Origin of the sequence: Bacillus sp. FSL H8-0516 (assembly GCF_038635285.1) — a bacterium.
GTDB classification, from domain to species: domain Bacteria; phylum Bacillota; class Bacilli; order Bacillales; family Bacillaceae; genus Bacillus; species Bacillus safensis.
This window is the reverse complement of record NZ_CP152051.1, coordinates 1040767-1060177: the sequence shown is the minus strand read 5'-3', so window position 1 is coordinate 1060177 and position 19411 is coordinate 1040767. Positions and strand designations below refer to the sequence as shown.

Annotated in this window: 18 protein-coding genes; 9 read left to right on the top strand and 9 right to left on the bottom strand. The window is 41.2% G+C overall.

What is annotated here, in order from left to right; genetic code table 11:
• Nucleotides 1-56 precede the first annotated feature (56 nt).
• Entirely contained in the window at nucleotides 57-1226 is a 1170-nt protein-coding gene (locus MHB67_RS05095) for an MFS transporter (protein WP_024425484.1), read from the bottom strand.
• 145 nt (nucleotides 1227-1371) lie between these two features.
• On the opposite strand from MHB67_RS05095, the gene MHB67_RS05090 reads away from it, so the two are divergent.
• Nucleotides 1372-2811: a PLP-dependent aminotransferase family protein gene (locus MHB67_RS05090; RefSeq protein WP_073204600.1), complete on the top strand. Its 1440-nt coding sequence runs from the start codon at nucleotides 1372-1374 to the stop codon at nucleotides 2809-2811.
• A 30-nt stretch (nucleotides 2812-2841) separates the two neighbouring features.
• Here the strand turns inward: MHB67_RS05090 and MHB67_RS05085 are convergent, their stop codons facing one another.
• Both MHB67_RS05085 and MHB67_RS05080 read right to left on the bottom strand, forming a co-directional pair.
• A complete protein-coding gene (locus MHB67_RS05085) occupies nucleotides 2842-3324 on the bottom strand; it encodes a hypothetical protein (protein ID WP_024425482.1) in 483 nt (160 codons plus the stop codon).
• A gap of 299 nt (nucleotides 3325-3623) precedes the next feature.
• Entirely contained in the window at nucleotides 3624-4202 is a 579-nt protein-coding gene (locus MHB67_RS05080; protein WP_024425481.1) for a competence protein ComK, read from the bottom strand.
• A gap of 289 nt (nucleotides 4203-4491) precedes the next feature.
• Here MHB67_RS05080 and MHB67_RS05075 point away from each other — a divergent pair, with 289 nt between their 5' ends.
• Nucleotides 4492-4728 (top strand): IDEAL domain-containing protein, encoded by a 237-nt coding sequence (locus tag MHB67_RS05075; protein WP_008348804.1) that lies wholly within the window; start codon nucleotides 4492-4494, stop codon nucleotides 4726-4728.
• Between the two features lie 56 nt (nucleotides 4729-4784).
• On the opposite strand, the gene MHB67_RS05070 is transcribed toward MHB67_RS05075, so the two are convergent.
• Complete coding sequence (locus MHB67_RS05070; protein ID WP_024425480.1) at nucleotides 4785-5645, bottom strand: SDR family oxidoreductase; 861 nt, start codon at nucleotides 5643-5645, stop codon at nucleotides 4785-4787.
• A gap of 141 nt (nucleotides 5646-5786) precedes the next feature.
• Between MHB67_RS05070 and MHB67_RS05065 the strand changes: the two genes are divergently transcribed.
• From MHB67_RS05065 to MHB67_RS05050, 4 genes are all read left to right on the top strand, one after another.
• Nucleotides 5787-7319: an FAD-dependent oxidoreductase gene (locus tag MHB67_RS05065; protein ID WP_342492833.1), complete on the top strand. Its 1533-nt coding sequence runs from the start codon at nucleotides 5787-5789 to the stop codon at nucleotides 7317-7319.
• 91 nt (nucleotides 7320-7410) lie between these two features.
• Nucleotides 7411-8706 (top strand): globin-coupled sensor protein, encoded by a 1296-nt coding sequence (locus MHB67_RS05060; protein WP_213404848.1) that lies wholly within the window; start codon nucleotides 7411-7413, stop codon nucleotides 8704-8706.
• Between the two features lie 61 nt (nucleotides 8707-8767).
• Nucleotides 8768-9352 carry a histidine phosphatase family protein gene (locus tag MHB67_RS05055; protein ID WP_122631153.1) on the top strand — a complete coding sequence of 195 codons (585 nt, stop codon included), beginning with the start codon at nucleotides 8768-8770 and terminating at the stop codon, nucleotides 9350-9352.
• Nucleotides 9353-9738: 386 nt separating this feature from the next.
• The gene (locus tag MHB67_RS05050; protein ID WP_044335827.1) at nucleotides 9739-10884 is read left to right on the top strand and encodes a S8 family peptidase; all 1146 of its coding nucleotides are present in this window, start codon (nucleotides 9739-9741) and stop codon (nucleotides 10882-10884) included.
• A 46-nt stretch (nucleotides 10885-10930) separates the two neighbouring features.
• Here the strand turns inward: MHB67_RS05050 and MHB67_RS05045 are convergent, their stop codons facing one another.
• Nucleotides 10931-12214 carry a M48 family metallopeptidase gene (locus MHB67_RS05045; protein ID WP_073204584.1) on the bottom strand — a complete coding sequence of 428 codons (1284 nt, stop codon included), beginning with the start codon at nucleotides 12212-12214 and terminating at the stop codon, nucleotides 10931-10933.
• Nucleotides 12215-12391: 177 nt separating this feature from the next.
• Here MHB67_RS05045 and MHB67_RS05040 point away from each other — a divergent pair, with 177 nt between their 5' ends.
• Nucleotides 12392-12799 carry a hypothetical protein gene (locus MHB67_RS05040; protein ID WP_024426550.1) on the top strand — a complete coding sequence of 136 codons (408 nt, stop codon included), beginning with the start codon at nucleotides 12392-12394 and terminating at the stop codon, nucleotides 12797-12799.
• Nucleotides 12800-12880: 81 nt separating this feature from the next.
• Here MHB67_RS05040 and MHB67_RS05035 read toward each other — a convergent pair whose 3' ends face one another.
• The 3 genes from MHB67_RS05035 to MHB67_RS05025 all read right to left on the bottom strand — a co-directional run bounded on the left by MHB67_RS05035 (nucleotide 12881) and on the right by MHB67_RS05025 (nucleotide 16342).
• Nucleotides 12881-14434, bottom strand: a complete 1554-nt coding sequence (locus MHB67_RS05035) for a fatty acid--CoA ligase family protein (protein WP_206533948.1) — start codon at nucleotides 14432-14434, stop codon at nucleotides 12881-12883.
• Between the two features lie 172 nt (nucleotides 14435-14606).
• A complete protein-coding gene (locus MHB67_RS05030; RefSeq protein ID WP_024425472.1) occupies nucleotides 14607-15596 on the bottom strand; it encodes a lipoate--protein ligase in 990 nt (329 codons plus the stop codon).
• Nucleotides 15597-15598: 2 nt separating this feature from the next.
• On the bottom strand, nucleotides 15599-16342 hold the full coding sequence (locus tag MHB67_RS05025) for an MBL fold metallo-hydrolase (RefSeq protein WP_024426552.1): 744 nt from the start codon (nucleotides 16340-16342) through the stop codon (nucleotides 15599-15601).
• Between the two features lie 156 nt (nucleotides 16343-16498).
• On the opposite strand from MHB67_RS05025, the gene yhfH reads away from it, so the two are divergent.
• Entirely contained in the window at nucleotides 16499-16636 is a 138-nt protein-coding gene (yhfH, locus tag MHB67_RS05020; RefSeq protein ID WP_008359029.1) for a protein YhfH, read from the top strand.
• A gap of 339 nt (nucleotides 16637-16975) precedes the next feature.
• The gene (locus tag MHB67_RS05015) at nucleotides 16976-18265 is read left to right on the top strand and encodes a cation:dicarboxylase symporter family transporter (RefSeq protein ID WP_024425470.1); all 1290 of its coding nucleotides are present in this window, start codon (nucleotides 16976-16978) and stop codon (nucleotides 18263-18265) included.
• Between the two features lie 34 nt (nucleotides 18266-18299).
• Here the strand turns inward: MHB67_RS05015 and MHB67_RS05010 are convergent, their stop codons facing one another.
• Nucleotides 18300-19349, bottom strand: coding sequence for a M42 family metallopeptidase (locus tag MHB67_RS05010; protein ID WP_025093349.1), 1050 nt, complete (start codon nucleotides 19347-19349; stop codon nucleotides 18300-18302).
• Nucleotides 19350-19411: the final 62 nt, after the last annotated feature.

Below are 19411 nucleotides of genomic sequence, written 5' to 3'. Positions count from 1 at the left end.
CCCCTCTCCTCTCTATATTTTAAACGAATTGGAGGAGAAAGAGAAAGTTGGACATCTTACTTTTGTTTCTGCCTGATACCTGAGATCAAGAGAATGAGGCAGGCAGCCAAAACGATCAAGAAAAAGAGGGTTAACACGATCTGAGTACCATACATATCAGCGAAGAGGCCAACAAAGACACTCGGAATACCAAGCCCTAAATAGGCAAACAAGTAATATCCTGCAACGGCTCTAGCCGCCTCCTTTTTCCCTCGCTCAACAATGAGCTGAAGGCCACCTAAATAAGTAAATCCATAGCAGGCAGTACCCGCCAGCATCGTTCCGGCAAGCACAAGGAAAATAGATCCGCTGTTTGCACCGTATAGTAAGAGGCCATATCCGCATGGAAGACAGATAAACCCCAAAAGGAGCGCTGTGCTGCTATTCATCTTACGCACAAAGGGCTGCATCAGGACACCTGCCATATTAATTAAAAAGAGCGCTGGCCCTACCCACAATTCATAACCATTTAGTTTAAGCTGTGCTGGCAAGATCGAAATGACAAGGCCGCACACCGACCATGCGATAGCAATGGCTGCATTCGCCGGCATTGTTCCTTTTGGAAATCTTGGCATGTTCATCATCGGTTTGCCTGTATCTCCTTGGACAGGCGGCACAAAAAAGAAGACACCCATCATGGTTAAGATTAAAAAGGCCAGCACAATCCAATAGCTAAGCGGCGTGAGCGACACACGCTGAAAAGAAAGAAGTGCTGTAAAAAGAGCACCGCCCCCAAATCCAACCGAACTGCATAGTGCAATAAAAGTTGGAATCCAGCCTGACTTCTCTGGATATAAAGCAATCAAATATGCGGTGCATGTTCCAACACTAAGACCAAGTCCGACACCTTGCAAGAGCCGGGCAGCAAAGAGCACCTGTATGGAAGGGTGTACAATCATCAACAAGGTGGCACATAACGAAAAGCCAAGCGCAACCAATAAAATCGGTTTGCGTCCAGCTCGGTCAGAAATGCCGCCAAGAAAAAGCAAAACTGGAATAAGTCCGAAGACATACGCGGCAAATACAAGTGCTGTTGCCGCCTTTCCGTACCCTGCTTGTTCTGCATACGCCGTATAAAGGGGCACTTGCAGATTCACAGCAATCGTAATCATAAAAAGACCAAGTAAAACGAAAATAAACGGGATGATGGATAGGTGTGCCGTTTCTTCTTTGGATGCTGAAATCATTTGACTCTCTCCTCTATGTCATTGCATATGAGAACAGTGTACACACCATTTGGCTTACTTCCTACATCCAAAAATGACACTATTGACCAGTCCATAATTCCGTGTCATCATCAACTTATGATGTGAAAACGAGAGAAGGTGCACGATGTATATTCATTTAGACCGTTCAAGCGCTACTCCGCTCTGGCAGCAAATCGTGACTGAGATCATTCAAAAAATTCATACACAAAAACTGCATCCTGACGATCAGTTAACACCGACAAGAGTGTTAGCACAGGAGCTGAATGTATCAAGATCAACCGTACAACTTGCCTATGATGAGCTGCTGGCAAGGGGTTACGTGAGCACATCTAGAAGAGGTGGTACAAAGGTCATTTCAAGCGATCAATATACAGCTTCCCCTCCCCATCAAAGTGAACCGCCTTTCTCACCTCCGACAAGACCTCACTTTGAAGAGGCCGAAAAACAAATGGATCATTGGCTGTCAGCCAATCAATTTCATGAGAAGCTTGATATTGATTTTCGTCATCAGGAGCCAGCCATCGATGCACACTTTCAAAACATATGGAAGCGCTCGCTCATGAAAGCATTACAGCGATTAGATATGAAGGATTGGGGCTATTCCTCTTCGCATGGATTATGGGAGGTGCGTTCAGAAATACGACAATATTTATCTGTTGAACGCGGGATTGATGTAGAGGAAGATCAAATGGTGCTAACAGGTGGCACGCAGCAAGCCATTGATTTGATTTCACAGGTATTGCTAAAAAAAGGTGATACAGTGGCTGTTGAAGATCCAGGTTTCCCTGGGGCAAGGCTGTCGTTTATGCATCGCGAAATGAACATTCATCCCTCACCAGTTGATGAAGAAGGAATGGTGGTGAATACATTGCCCCGGCGAACAAAACTGATTGCTGTGACGCCCTCCCATCAGCGTCCAACTGGAGTATGTATGAGTGTAAACAGAAGGCAGCAGCTGCTGAAGTTTGCTGTCAGCCATCAGTCTTATATATTAGAGGACGATTTTGATGGAGATTATCGTTACCATGGCGGGCCGCTCCCTTCCCTATTTTCAGAAGCTCCCGAGCATGTCATTTACATCTTAAGCTTCTCAAAGGTGCTGGCACCTGGCATCCGCTTAGCTGCCATTGTCGGCTCCAGAGCAGTCATGAAAGAAATTGCCGCACTGCAATCACTCATTCAAAGGCAGCTGCCCATTATGGAACAAATCACACTCGCTTCTTTTTTCAAAGAAGGGGAATTCACGCGGTATGTCAGGCGAATGAGACAGCTGTATAAAAAAAGACAGGCAGCCATGATGGAAGCCCTTTTGACACATCACTTTGACAAACACTTCCGTATCTATGGAACCGATACGGGCCTTCATGTCTTTTTAGAAGGAGCGCAAGACTTTGATGAAAAAGAAAGCATTGAGGCAGCAAAAGCAGCTGGTGTTGGCATTTATCCGTTAAGTCCTTATTGTTTTGAAAGCAATCGAAAGGGATTACTGCTAGGATTCGCCTGTACGGACGAAAACATGATTCAAGAGGGCGTCCGCCGTTTAAAGAAAATACTTCACATTTAAAAAAGCCTGGAAGGTTTACTTCCAAGCTTTTTAAGATGATTGCTGAATCTGACCTACTTCTTCAATAAATGCGGCTGTTTGCTGCAAGCCATCCTGAAAATGATGGGTAGCGGAAATAAACAGCTTCTCTTGATCGGGGTGCTTCAAGAGCTTTTCCACCTTACTGATCCCTTTTTCAAAGGAAGCAAGACCTGTCTTTAATTGTTGATCGGCCTTTTGATAAGCGGCTGGAACTTCTTGATGATCCAGCCCTTTTTGAATCACACGATCAAATGCTTTCGTCGCTTCTGTCAATTTTTTATTTGTTTGGATCTTTCCATGTCCATCTGAGATAAACTGATCGGTCATATTTTCATATGCTTTATTTAACTCATCCATATAAGACTGCACCCATTGTTCATAAGCAGCTTCTTTTGTGTCTTGCTTTGAAGGCGGCTGACCTGCTTGCTGACAGGCTGCTAGTAATGTCAAAGTTAGGATAAATAGCAGCACCAAATGTGATTGTTTTTTCATACAGAGCCTCCATTTCTTCATCCCATTCGTTCATATCGGTCAAATATAAGCATCCTTTACCACATAAGATTTCTTTTATTGTAACAGACAAGCTCGTGTCACTTCTGTGATTTATGAGTAAATGGATGAAAATACGTCAAAGGATCCACATTTCCCTGTCATTTCCCAATACAACCAATAGACGACGAGACATACGTATTTGGTTTCAATGAATTCATCTTTATGATGTAGCGGCGTCTTTTTACATTGCATTCCTGCTTGATAAGAGATCCAGCGGCTGCTCTGCCGCTGGCTTTTGACTAATATCTGTTACGAAGCTCCCTTAATATAAAATCGTATACGAGATTGAGCTGCTGTTCCTTTGGATACAGCATAAATTCTTGTTTCTTCGGAAGACCACCATCAAGACGATCTTGAAATTTCGTTCGGAGATATGCTGTCCGGTGCACCTGACTCTCAAATGATTTATATGAGACATCAAGTTTGACGGTTTGCTCATTTGTAAAGGTGACCACCGTGTCTCCGAGGGATGATTCTTGGAAGGTATGAATGTATTTGTGGGAGATCCAGCCGCACTGAGGACGGTTGGATGAATAAGTTGGGAAGAAATACAGATGATTGGATGAGTCAATCACAATTGGAGGTTTATGAGATATTCCTGTTACTTCGTATGTTCCCGCCTTTCTGCCTGCATAGCTTGAGCCGAAGAATCTGCAGCTGCGTTCAATAATTTGCAGGGGCTTTAATTCAACGTAAAAGCTTGTCTCTCTTTCTATGACTTTTGAATATACTCTTTTTCCTTCTTCAACTGGAAGGACCGCCATTGTTGTTTGATTAATGACGTATGAATCTAAAGGTGTTTCACTAATTCCTGACACTTCATTTCCTCCTGTGTTAATATTTGGTTATTTAAGATACTATTAATCTATCACCAACATATAAGAAACGACAGGATTTTTTCAAAATTTATTAAAAATCATCTTTTTATCATATTTTTTAGTCCATTCGATCTATCGAAAAGCCATTTTTAAAGATATATCACATCCTGTCGATTGGACAAGAGATGTCGATTCTGCTCAAAAATAAATTGTCTAAAAATTATAAATTCTTGTTGATTTTTTCTCCGCCAATCCATATACTATAAAAAAGGCATCGGGGGGATTCTTTATGAAAGAGAAAAAAACGTATGCTGAGCTCATGAAGTCCCGCAACACCCAAAAAACCGAAGAAAACGGCGTCACCATTTTAGACATCTATATTCAAATGGTTTTAGATGAGGCGCTTTATAAACAGCGCTTAACCTTCCTAAGAGAAGAGATTGATAAGGCACTGGATCAGCGTGATGAAAAGCGATTCAATGACCTGTCAGCTCAATATGCAGAACACTGCTTACATCAATCATGATGATTTTACTTGCGGCAAAGAGACAGCAACTCGTCTCTTTACCGCAAGTTTTTTGTTTATCCATTTAAAATGGTCCCGCCATTCACATGCAGCATTTGTCCATTCATATAAGATGAGTCTTCGCTCGCTAAAAATAAATAACTTGGCGCAAGCTCTACTGGCTCACCAGGACGTTCCATTGGGACATCTCCGCCAAATTCAGAGACTTCTTTTTCCGTAAAGGTTGAGGGAATCAGCGGTGTCCAAATAGGACCGGGAGCTACTCCATTCACTCTAATCCCTTGTTTAATGAGCGATAAAGATAATGATCTCGTAAAGGTTACGACCGCCCCTTTTGTGGATGAATAATCGATCAATGTTTCATGCCCTTTATAGGCGGTGACAGAGGCTGTATTAATGATACTGCTTCCTTTTTTTAAATGAGGAAGAACAGCCTTTGTTAAATAAAACATGGCAAAAATATTCGTTTGAAACGTCCGAAGAAGCTGATGCGAGGTAATTTGCTCAATGCTTTTTTGCGGATGCTGTTCCCCGGCGTTATTCACCAAAATATCAATGGAACCGAAGGCATCTTTTGTTTTTTTGACGACCTCATTTGAAAAAGCCTCATCCCCTAAATCACCTGCAATTAAGATGACACGGCCTCCCGCTTTCTCAATATAGTCCTTCGTCTCCTCGGCGTCACGATGTTCACTTAAGTAAACAATGGCGACATTGGCACCTTCTTTCGCAAATAAAACAGAAACTGCTCTTCCAATCCCGCTGTCTCCACCTGTCACAATGGCTGTTTTTCCTGCTAACTTTTTATCCTGCACCTCACGATCAAAGACAGGTCTAGGATTCATTTTATATTCAAGACCCGGACGTTCATTTTGGTGCTGAGGCGGCAATGTTTTCTTCGGCTGCTTTGTTGACACGTTAGTCCACTCCTTCCTTTTATCTTGTTTATTTTTATGTGCTGGCGGCTTTTTTATGTATGGCGCCCCTGTTTCCTTTCAGATGTATGATTTTCAGCATTGTGGAAAAATTATACACAATAAGTCAATGGAGGCGACAACATGGAACAAGAACATAAAGGAATGGAACAGGCAAAATCGTTATGGCTGGCGGACAGTCAGAAACATTCTTTTCCTGCTGTCAGTGAAGATCTCACAGCAGATGTGATTATTGTCGGCGGCGGTATTACCGGTATCGCTGCGGCGTTTGAAATGACAGAGCGAGGACTAGATGTGATCATCATCGATGCCGAACAATTGCTGCAAGGCACAACCGGACACACAACGGCTAAAATCACCTCACAGCATGATGTATACTATTATGAGCTGATTCAACAAATTGGGATGCCAAAAGCACGTTTGTATGTAGAAGCAAATGAGAAAGCAAAAGACCTCATTCAAGCTCGTATTAAAGAGCACGACATTGATTGTCAGCTAGAGATAAAAGATGCTTACCTTTATACAAAGGAAGAAAGCGGTGTAAAAAAGTTAAAGAAGGAATTAGATGCCTACAAACAGCTTGGTATTGACCGGGAATGGAAAACAAAGCTTCCTTTTGACGCTGACATTAAAGCAGCCCTTGCGATGACCAATCAGGCACAGTTTCATCCCCTTCATTATCTCAATGCGCTAATCGACAAGCTCCTAGAGCGAGGTGTACGTATCTTTGAACAAACAACCGCTGTTGATGTAAAAGAAGGGAACCGGCCTGCTGTCGTCACAAAAAGCGGACATCATCTGACAGGGCGCTATGTCATTTCATGCTCACACTTTCCTTTTTATGATGGAAAAGGACTTTATTTCACCCGAATTCATCCAGAGCAATCCTATGTCGTAGCAGCTAGAACAACCAAATCACTCCCAGACGGAATGTATTTAGGAATTGACCAGCCTGCTCACTCTTTAAGAACGGCAGAATGGCACGGTGAAGAAGTAGTCCTCATCGGAGGAGAAGGCCATAAAACAGGACAAGGCGGAGATGAATCCGCTCACTATGAAGGACTAGAAACGTTTGGAGATGCCACCCTTGGAATAGAAGAAGTGCTGTATCGCTGGTCGACACACGATATGGTCACAATGGATCAAATCCCTTACATTGGCCGCCTGACCAAACACCACCAGAATATCTTTGTAGCAACCGGCTTTAGAAAATGGGGCATGACCACAAGCCACGTCGCAGCCACTCTTATCGGTGATTTAATTGAAGGAAAATCGAATCCATATGAATCAATCTTTACGCCATCAAGACCTGTTACTGACTCTTTCGTCAAAGATTTCGTTAAAGAAAATGCCAATGTCGCTGCCAAGCTGATCAGTGGTAAATTCAAACGAACTGATCAAACAATCGATGATTTAAAACCAGGCGAGGGCGGCATTATCTCGTATGAACATAAAAAGTGCGGCGCCTATAAATCAGAGGATGGGAATGTCTTTCTAGTCGATACAACGTGTACTCACCTAGGCTGTGAAGTGGCTTGGAATAATAGTGACCGCACTTGGGATTGCCCGTGTCACGGTTCACGTTTTTCCATTACTGGAGAAGTAGTAGAAGGCCCTGCTAAAAAACCACTAAAAAGGTCATATAAAGAACAGTGAAATTTCACTCGTCCCTCTTAAAAAAATCCAATATTATCCGATAAAAAACATAAAGTCTGATATTTGTGATGATTATAGGGGGACAAAAACATTGTTATTTAAAAAAGAGAAAAAACCAAATAATACTGCTTTTTTTACACAGCAGGATGATGGAATAAAACGAATCAACTTTTCGGCCAATACAGACATCGCCAAACAAATCAAAATGATTGACCTGACGCAGCATGACCTATTGATATTAAAGCAGCTCAATCCAATTGTTCAGGATGACATCGCGCATATTGTTGATAAGTTTTATAAAAATTTAGAAGTCGAGTCTTCCTTGATGCATATCATTCAAGACAATAGTTCTGTCGATCGTTTGAAAAAAACACTCCGCATTCATATTAGCGAAATGTTTGCAGGTGTGATTGACGAAGCCTATGTGGCAAAACGCATTAAAATAGCGCAAGTTCATTTACGGATTGGACTCCAGCCTAAATGGTACATGGCAGCATTCCAAGACCTTCTGCTATCCATTATGGATTTATTCGCTAACCATATCCAAGATTTCAAAGAATATCAGACAGCGGTCAAAGCGACGACGAAAATTTTAAATTTAGAGCAGCAGCTTGTCCTAGATACATTCCAAAATGAATATTCTAAAATTCGTGATGAAGCAGAAGAGCAGCAGCAGGAGCTTCATACAAAAATCACGGAGACTTCAAATTCGCTTGCTTCGCTCTTCTCAAACACAACAAGTGCAGTCGACAAGCTTGTCTCAAAATCGGATGAGATGGCGGATATGTCACAAGCTGGAACACAAATTTCAGCACAGGTCGAAGAAAAATCAATCGGCGGTAAAAAAGAATTAGAAATTCAGCAAACACAAATGAACCAAATTGATGGCAGCATGACAAAGATTGAAACAGAAATTAAGCGCCTTGAAGAAATCGCCAAACAAATTGAACAAATCTTTGGGATTGTCACAGGCATTGCAGAGCAGACGAACTTGTTATCTTTAAATGCTTCAATCGAATCTGCACGAGCAGGTGAACATGGAAAAGGCTTTGCTGTCGTTGCAAACGAGGTACGCAAATTATCAGAGGACACCAAGAAAACGGTTTCAACTGTATCTGAACTTGTCAACAATACGAATTCACAAATCGCCATTGTTTCTCAGCACATTGCGGACGTGAATTTACTTGTGACAGACAGTAAAGAAAAAATGACACAAATCAATTCACTCTTTGATGATATCGTCAGCAGCATGAACTTAAGCAAAAACCAAAACGGAAAAATTGAAATTGACCTTCAGACCTTCCTTAACGAATTGAAGGAAGTCAAACAAACGGTGTCTCAAGTCGCAAGTTCTGTCGAATCCTTAACAAGCCTGACAAATCGCTAATACAGCCTTTTTTCTTCTGCTTTAGTATAATAGAAGAAAAGATAGAAAAGGCGGGATTTGATTGACAACAATTTGCCTAGTCAGACACGGGGAAACAGATTGGAATGCAGCGAAACGAATTCAAGGACGAACAGATATCCCTTTAAACGACACAGGTAAATGGCAGGCTGAACAAACTGGACTTTACTTAAAGGATGTCCATTGGGATGTTGTCATTTCCAGTCCACTAACAAGGGCAAAAGAAACGGCACACTTGATTTTAAATCATGTCCATGCACCACTTGTCATCATGGATGATTTTATAGAACGAGATTATGGTGACGCTGAAGGCATGTCGTTTGAGGAGCGTCAAAAGCTGTTTCCAGATAAACAATATCCAAATATGGAACCAATTGAGACGATTCAAAACCGAATGCTAGAAGGTATTGAGAAAGTCAGAGCCACCTATCCAGATCAACATGTCCTGATCGTGGCTCACGGCGCTGCTATCCATGCTTTACTCACCACTTTGGCTGATGAACATATGGGTCTACAGAACACGAGACTTGTTAATGCTTGCTTAAATTATGTGGAATGGTCAGATGGTAAATGGAAGGTCCGTGATTACAACGTGGTCAGCCATTTAACTCAATCCGCCCCTTCTTAAAGAGCCTGTTATCTTAGCAGGTTCTTTTTTATGGCAAAAACAATGATAAAATAATATTTTTTTATATCGAAATTCGAAATAGATGCTAGACGATTCTACCTATTTTATGGCTTTTCGGGTATCGAATATTTAACCGGAAATGGATCATGAGAAAAAAAGCACACTCCCTTTTTAATAGATCATCGCTAAAATGATAGAATAAACATATTTTACCACCAGTTCCAAGTGACTTAATTCCCCAATTTTCGCTAGGACTTTCACAAAAATTCGGGTCTACTCTTATTTGCCTACTTCCCTTAAACTGAATATACAGAATAATCAAACGGATCATTCTTATAGACTACGGATGATTATTCTGAAATAAGAAAAAGGGATGTGGAATGTGCGTGAAAAAGAAAAATGTGATGACAAGTGTTTTATTGGCTGTCCCTCTTCTGTTTTCAGCAGGGTTTGGAGGCTCCATGGCAAATGCCGAGACGGTCTCCAAAACAGATAGTGAAAAAAGCTATATTGTTGGTTTTAAAGCCTCTGCCACCACAAACAGCTCTAAGAAACAAGCTGTCATTCAAAATGGTGGAAAACTAGAAAAACAATACCGCCTCATTAATGCTGCACAAGTGAAAATGTCCGAACAAGCTGCCAAAAAACTTGAACATGACCCTAGCATTGCTTACGTAGAAGAAGATCATAAAGCAGAAGCATATGCACAAACCGTCCCTTATGGAATCCCTCAAATCAAAGCTCCAGCTGTACACGCTCAAGGTTATAAAGGTGCTAATGTCAAAGTAGCTGTCCTTGATACTGGAATCCACGCTGCACACCCTGACTTAAATGTTGCAGGCGGTGCGAGCTTCGTCCCTTCAGAGCCAAATGCCACCCAAGACTTTCAATCACATGGAACTCACGTAGCTGGAACCATTGCTGCCCTTGATAACACAATTGGTGTTCTTGGGGTCGCTCCAAGCGCTTCCCTATATGCTGTGAAAGTATTAGACCGCAATGGCGACGGACAATACAGCTGGATTATTAGCGGTATTGAATGGGCTGTGGCCAATAACATGGATGTCATCAATATGAGTTTAGGCGGAGCAAGCGGTTCAACAGCACTTAAAAATGCCGTTGATACAGCAAACAACCGCGGAGTCGTTGTTGTTGCCGCCGCAGGTAATTCAGGCTCTAGTGGCTCTAGAAGTACAGTTGGCTATCCAGCCAAATACGAGTCTACAATTGCTGTTGCCAATGTAAACAGTAACAATGTCAGAAACTCATCTTCTAGCGCAGGTCCTGAATTAGATGTTTCTGCACCTGGTACTTCTATTTTAAGTACAGTGCCAAGCAGTGGATACACTTCTTATACTGGAACATCTATGGCGTCTCCTCATGTAGCAGGAGCAGCAGCGCTTATTCTTTCTAAAAACCCGAACCTAACAAATTCACAGGTTCGCCAGCGCTTAGAAAATACAGCGACACCGCTTGGTGACTCATTCTATTATGGAAAAGGGTTAATCAACGTTCAAGCTGCTTCTAACTAACCAAGTGTGATAAAAAAATCCGGCTGATCCAGCCGGATTTTATTTATTACTGCTTTTTCGGCGTTTTCTCTTTTTCCGCCGCTTTTTCCATATCCATGATTCTCTCCATCATGGTTGGGTGTCCATAGCGGAAGATCTTCACTAAAAACGGTGGATTTACCTGGGACAGCCCTGATTTTGCAAGCTTTTGAAAAGACGTTACGCCTGCCTCCCCGTCTTTTGTCATGTTCACCGCATATTCGTCGGCTGCCCGTTCTTGATGCCTTGACACTGCATTTGTAAAAGGTGAAGCTGCAAAAGACAGCATCGATACGATGATTAAAAGAAGCGGAAGAGCAGCAATGTCGTGTGACACCTTGAGACGAAATGTGGCTGCTCCTTTTTGATAAAGATAAAAATAAAGACGGTCGATCGCAAATAATCCGGCCAATGACAGCACTAAATATCCTGCTAATCCAATATAGACATGTTTCATGACGTAATGTCCCATTTCATGCGCCATGATAAATAAAATTTCTTGGTCTTTCAGCTTTTGCAGTGTTGTATCCCATAAGACAATACGCTTATTTTCACCAATTCCTGTGACATAAGCGTTCATCGTATTCGTTTTCTCAGACATATTGACCTCATATACATGATCTGCCGGAATATGCGCTTTGTCTGCCAGCGTTAATATTTTCTTCTCTAGAGCTTGATCCTTTAGTGGATAAAAATTGTTATATAACGGATCAATGACGACCGGTTGTATAAAGAAGAGAAACAGCGTAACTGGGACTGTCAAACACCACGCATACAGCCACCAGCGTTTTCTTCTCTTTTGAATCAGCCAAAAGAACACAATAGCACAAAGGGAAAGAAGCGGATATTGAATCCAAAAATCCAGTGTTTGATCTTTCAACCAGCTTGCCGTACTTTGTGCAGATACTCCGTAGTGCAAAGAAAGCTGATAGCCAATCCACTTAATTGGCAATGAAATGATCATTGTTAGAAGTGACAGCACAAACACATACACAAGTTTGCTTAAAAACTTGAAACGAGCTGCTGCCAAGCTCCAGTCTGCTATTTTCCGTGAATACCCTGAAATGAGCAAAAGGAAAAAGACATACCAATCTAATGGGATGGTGATGAAATACAGCAGATTCCGTATATTCGAGAAATTCTCGCTGATCACAAGCTCATGACTTGTCATAAAGGTATGCGGATCTGCACTTGTCCCTTTTACACTTTCAGGTACCGATGAATCTCCCATTAGAAACAGATACGAATAAATAAAAAGACCGTACAATATGTATGCTACTGTTGCAAGAGCCATCCATTTACGTACTCGCACAGGTCAGCCTCCTTTCCATCCCTCTCTCTATTCTAGTCACGCATTTTTTCGTTTAGAACCTGTCTCATGTGGCTCCATCATAGCATGCCCCATCAGAAAAAGCTTTCGCGAAAAAAATGATTATGCGACTCAAAAATCGGAGAAGCTACATGTAAAACAGTAAGTTGGAGGATCAAAATGAAGAAAATCCTTGCAGGAGTTGTGATTTTTGGACTTTTATTAATCACCTTCTTTTATGTGTTCAGCCGGACGAGCGAAATCTTTGATGAGAATCGAGCTGAAAAATTGCTGCTCTCACCTGCGAATGAATCCATCTCTTATGAAATAGATGATAAGGACACAGTAGAAGATTTAATTGAAGAATTAAATAAAGGCAAACAAACAAGCAATCATCTCAAGAAAAATTTAAAAAAGCCCGATTATATCGCCAAGGTGATGTTCGGACGCACAAACGGCACCACCTTCCAGCTTTGGACCAACCGATCACAGGTCGTTTTTTTAGTTGATGGAACGTTTTATGAACTGAATCAAAAACAGTCGAATTCTTTTCAGAGACAGTTAAAAGAAGCCATTCAAAAGAGCTAAAATGATCTTTGAAAGAAAACCTTGAATTGCGAGGATTTGTCTACATGCTAAGGGAGTCTCCTCATCAGAGACTCCCTTTTTTTATTTACTTTCTTCTGCTTGATACTTTTCTCTTAGCGCTCTTCTTAAAATTTTACCTGTTGTGTTTTTAGGAATATCATCTATGAAATGGATCGTTTGGGGCTGCTTATATTTTGCTAAATAGCGTGAACAATGTGTGATGATGTCTTCTTGATTGATGTGAGCATGTTTCTTAGGGGAAATGTAACAGACGACTGCCTCTCCCGTGTTCGGATCTGGCACACCGATGACAACGGCTTCTGCTACAGCTTCATGTTGATAGAGTACTTCTTCTACTTCTCTTGGATAAACATTATAACCGCCAACAAGAATCATATCCTTTTTCCGATCGACAATATAAATATATCCTTCTTCATCTCTTCTCGCCAAATCGCCAGTATACAGCCAGCCGTCTCTTAGTGCAGCTTCTGTATCTTCTGGCATTTGATAATAGCCTTTCATGATGTTTGGCCCTTTTGCTATCAGCTCTCCGACTTCATTTGGACCGACTTCTTCTCCTAGTTCATTCACAATTTTATTCTTCACATTCATAATGTCAGTCCCGACAGAACCTGGTTTTCTTTTTCCGTCAAGAGGATTGAATGCAGTCACTGGAGAAGCCTCTGATAGCCCATAGCCCTCAAGGACCGTAACACCGAATTTTTTCTCAAAGCCATGGAGTAAGGCAACAGGCATTGAGGCACCACCTGATATACAGATCCTCACGGATGACATCGCTTCCTCATGCCCCTCCTGGCGGTACAAATAGTTATACATGGTGGGCACTCCAACAAATAGCGTTGGCTTCTCTTTTTCCATCATGCGCAAAAGCTCTGACGGGCTGAAATGCGGCAAGACATAAATCGTCGCACCATGAATCAACGGCGCATTCATACAGACTGTTAAACAAAATACATGGAACATTGGCAAAGCGGCAATAACCTTGTCCTCTTTATCAATCGATAAATACTCAGCGACATCTCTGGCATTTGAATAAAGGTTGAAATGAGTCAGCATGGCACCTTTTGGTTTTCCTGTCGTGCCAGATGTAAATAAAATAACAGCAGTATCATCTGGCTGAATGGAAGGATGTACGTTTTCATTCGCAGCACCTGACACAAGTTTTCCAAAGAAAACAAGTCGATCAGATACTTCCTTGAAGCTTGATCTGCACGCCGATTCATTTTCTGCACAAATAATGACTCTTTCAATGGACGGAAGCTGCTCATACACCTGCTCGTAAACTGGCAGAAGCTGTTCAGGCGCCACAATACCTTTCACATCGCCTGTGATGAGCATATATCCAATTTCACTAGGTGTATACGTTGGGTTAATAGGTACAACGACAAGCCCTGCCTTTAATGCGCCAAAAAAAGAAATGACAAAATGCGGTGAATTTCCTAAAATAAGCGCGATATGATCCCCGGCTTGAAACCCTTCGTTGACTAATCCATCTGCAAAACGCTCGATACTTGTCATCAGCTCTCGATAGGTCCACTTCTTTCCTTCAAAGATCAGTGCGATATTTTCTCCCTTCGTCATCGCCGTCTGCTGAAGATTTTTGATCAAATCCATTCTCCCACCCCTTACATGTCATCAATGAATGAATGACCATTCATTTTATGGCCGAACATTCCTCCTTTCTATTATAATAGACAATCGAAAAAATCCACAAGATCAAATGTAAATCGCTTTCATTTCCTTCAATCAAAAAAGCACTGCTATCTCTAGCCGTGCTTTCCCGCAATTAATAAATCAAATCAAGAAAATCCTCTTTTGATACGTTGCCGAAATAGTGGCGCATATCCATATCTTCTAAGACATCACTGATCGTTTTACGATCATATTGCTGTCCGATGAGCCGCTTCTCAATATCGGCAATATCCCCTACGCCAAAGAAATCACCAAAGATTTTGCAATCCTGGATCATCCCTTTTTTCACTTCTAATCGCAAATCAATGGAGCCTGCAGGGAATCTCTTAGAATGCTGCAAATTAAATTTCGGTGAACGGCCGTAGTTCCATTCCCATTTTTGATAGCGATCTCTAGAAATTTCGTGAATCTTTTCCCAATCCTTTTCAGTCAGGCGATATTGAGGCACGTCCCCATTTGTATCAAAAATGTAGCTTAAAAGAATTTTTCTAAATTCTTCTGTTGTCATTTTTTGATCCATCAGTTCACTAATATTGGCAACCCTGCTTCTAATCGATTTGATGCCTTTTGATTCAATTTTTTCTTTTTTCACATTTAAAGCCGAAACGACATGTTCAATTTCTGAATCAAATAGAAGTGTGCCATGGCTGAAAATACGTCCTCTTGTTGCGAACTGGGCATTTCCAGAAATTTTGCGTCCATCTGCCATGATGTCATTTCTGCCGCTCAATTCAGCTTTAACGCCCAGCTTTTCAAGCGCTTTGATGACTGGCTCTGTGAACTTTTTAAAGTTATGGAAGCTGTCTCCATCATCTTTTGTGATAAAGCTGAAGTTTAAGTTCCCTTTGTCATGGTAAACTGCACCACCGCCGGATAAGCGGCGCACGACTTTGATTCCGTTGTCTTCCACATACTTTGTGTTGATTTCTTCTATTGTATTTTGGTTCTTTCCGATAATGATCGACGGCTGATTGATGTAAAACAGCAAATATGTTTCTTCTGGATCTAAATATTTTAAGCAATATTCTTCAATTGCCAAATTAATCATTGGATCATAATGTTGTTCGTTATCGATAAACAGCATCTCTATCTTCCTTCCTTGTTCCATCTAAGCCCTGAATGGGCAAGCTGTATACTGCCAGTATATAACGCCTGTGCTTCATTGACTAGGTCTTTATGACGACCAAAATGGGGCAGATGGGTGATGATGAGTTCCCCAACATTTGCTTCCTTTGCAATCTTTCCTACTTCCGTACTGTTCATATGTCCAGCACCTGATCCATCTTGTCCAGCGTAAAAATTGCTTTCGGCAATGAGCAGATCTGCCCCCTTGCTAAATGGAATAAATGCCTCCTGATAGCTTGAGTCTGCTGTATACACGACCACAGCATCTTCTGCCTGAATTCTCATCGCATAGCATTCTGCTGGATGAACCGTTTTCAAAAAATCAATTTGAAAGGGTCCGAGTTGAATCCCTTCTTCCGGCTGATAAGGCTTTGCCTTTGTATGTACATCATCAGAAAGCCGTCCAAATGCTTCTTGATCACCAGTATGTCCATAGATCGGAAGCGGGCCGCTGCTTTTTCCTAAATGATATCCCACTAGCTTCGCATATTGGAGTGGTCCGATATCTGCAATATGATCGTGGTGATAATGAGAAAGGAGAACAGCATCTAGTTCTTCTATATCAATGTATTGCTGAAGCTTTGAAAGAACACCGCTTCCGCAGTCTACAAGAAGACGAAAGCCATTTGATTCAAAAAGGTAGCCTGATGTCGCTTCACCAGCTGCCGGAAACCCTCCATAGCATCCAATTATGGTTAATTTCATCGTCATTTTTCCCTCCTTTTCTAAAAATCCCCTTCTTACAATATACCCATTTTTCATGAAAAAAGCATTCTTCCTGCCTATTGTTACAAAACAGATTGACAATTATTAATCTGTTATAATACAATAATAGCAACAAAACGTATAGGAGGATGACAAATGCTAGGAAAAATCACAGAGTTTTTTAGAAATTTGCCCTCAAAAAAATGCACAAAATGTGGAAATGATTTAATGGAACAGCACGAGTGTTATGGTAATGAATGTGAGGAATGCTCACAAGTAAGTTATCTTAAATAAGGAAATAAATTGAATAAAAAAGCACTTTTTTCCTCCTTCGTCAGTTGGAGTCAAAAGTGCTTTTTATTTTTTCTGAAAAATAGGTAAAAAGGTAAAACCCCTGTCACAAAAGGGTTTTTTAGTATTTTCATATGATGAGTTTTAGTTCTGAAGACACTTTTTATTGACTAAAAGCAATGAAGAGGGTTCTAAATGTCTATTTTTTCTAACAATTTTGTATTTTCTTAATATAATTTTATCGTGGACGAACCTCTTTAATTTTAGTTATACTTTAATTCATATATTAAAACTTAATATGATGGGAATATTCCTTTAATGAATATGTTAGGGAGGAAATCTATGAAAAAATTAAAATTTGGATTGGCTACTCAAATCCTAATCGGTCTTATTCTCGGTGTCGTTGTTGGGGCAATCTTTTTCGGTAACCCAGGTGTCGAGACATACTTAAAACCAATTGGAGACTTCTTCTTAAGACTCATCAAGATGATTGTCATACCAATTGTCGTATCCAGCTTAATTTTAGGTGTTGCAGGTGCGGGTGATGGTAAAAAAGTAGGGAAACTAGGTTTTAGAACCATTCTTTATTTTGAAATTATCACAACATTTGCGATTGTCCTTGGTCTTGTCCTTGCAAACTTTGTACAACCTGGTGCAGGCGTTGACTTTGGACATGCAGAAAAACAAGATATTAGCCAGTATGTTGAAACGGAAAAAGAGCAAAGCAGCAAATCAGTTGCTGATACGTTCCTTCATATCGTTCCAACGAACTTCTTCCAATCATTGGCGGAAGGTGATTTGCTTGCGATTATTTTCTTCACTGTGCTATTTGCACTTGGCGTTTCAGCGATTGGGGAACGCGGTAAACCAGTGCTCGCCTTCTTCGAGGGTGTATCACATGCCATGTTCCATGTCGTCAATGTTGTGATGAAAGCTGCACCATTTGGTGTATTTGCACTCATTGGTGTGACCGTATCAAAATTTGGTCTTGAATCTCTTATTTCATTAGGTAAGCTTGTAGGTCTTGTTTATTTTGCGCTCGCTCTCTTCCTTATCGTTGTATTCGGAATTATCGGAAAGATGATTGGCGTCAATATTTTCAGATTTCTTGCTTACATGAAAGACGAAATGCTTCTTGCCTTTAGTACATCCAGCTCTGAAACAGTTTTACCAAGAGTCATGGATAAAATGGAGCGCATCGGATGTCCAAAAGGCATTGTTTCGTTCGTTATCCCAATCGGTTATACATTTAATCTGGACGGCTCCGTCTTGTATCAAGCCATTGCTGCACTTTTCCTTGCACAGGTATATGGCATTGACCTTACGATCGTCCAGCAGCTTACACTAGTTCTTGTGCTGATGGTTACATCTAAAGGAATGGCTGCCGTTCCTGGTACTTCATTTGTTGTATTACTCGCGACATTAGGAACGATCGGTGTACCTGCTGAAGGTCTTGCATTTATTGCAGGTGTGGACCGTATCATGGATATGGCGCGGACAGTTGTAAACTTAACAGGAAATGCACTTGCAGCTGTTGTCATGTCTAAATGGGAAGGGCAGTATGACCCTGAAAAAGGACATCGTGTGATGACTGGACAAGAGGCACCTGAGCCAACACAGCTTTCAAGCTAATCAAAAAGAACCCCATCTATCAGGGGTTCTTTTTTTATGCTGTGATTAATGGTGATTGAACATAGTAGTAAAGGAGATCCGCTGTATGGATAAGTGAATCTTCATGTGTTCTTTCAAAAGCATGCGAGGAGTCTATACCAGGACCAATCAGTCCATGAATAATATCATGCCCTGCTCTAATGGCTGCTGATGCATCAGAGCCATAATAAGGGTAAATATCAAGGCGGTAATCAATGTTGTTCTCTTCTGCTAATGCAGCTAAATGCTTGCGTAATCCATAGTGATAAGGGCCGCTCGAATCCTTTACACAAATCGATACACTATATTCATCTGTTGATTGACCGTCACCGATCGCACCCATATCTACAGCTAGATATTCCACTGTTTCTTCTGGAATATTCGAGTTGCCGCCGTAGCCAATCTCTTCATTATTGGAAATTAAGAAATGCGTCGTATGCGGCAATGTGATCTTTTCCTTTTGAATCCGGTGGATGAGACGCAAAAGCAGCGCAACACTTGCCTTATCATCAAGATGTCTTGATTTAATAAACCCTGAAGACGTCACTTCCACTCTCGGATCAAATGAAATAAAGTCCCCTACTTGAATGCCAAGTGCTTTGATATCGTCTGCATTTTTCACCTTTTCATCGAGACGAATCTCCATATTTTCTTGATTTCGTTTCGCTTTTCCAGCATCCGCATAGACGTGTACGGATGTTTGATGCATAAGAATGGTCCCTGTGTATGTATGGCCTGATGCTGTTTCAATTTCACAATATTCGCCTTCAATTGAGTTATATTGAAAGCCTCCAATAAGTGCAAGGCGAAGCCGTCCATTTGATTTAATTTCCTTAACCATCGCACCGAGCGTATCAACATGCGCTGTCAGCATGCGGTGTTCTTTGTCATCTGTCCCTTTGATGGTGGCAATTAATCCGCCTTTTCGATTTCGTTTTGTCTCAATATTCAAATCTTGTAAAAAACGCTCAACAAAGCCGATCACTTTTTCTGTATTGCCTGATGGACTTGGGATTGATACGAGCTTTTGAATCAGCTGAACGGTTTCGTTTACTTCAGTTGTCATTCGGCATTTTCCTCCTTTGTCTGAAAGCAATTCCTTCCATGTATGCCTTTTTCAGCATCTCT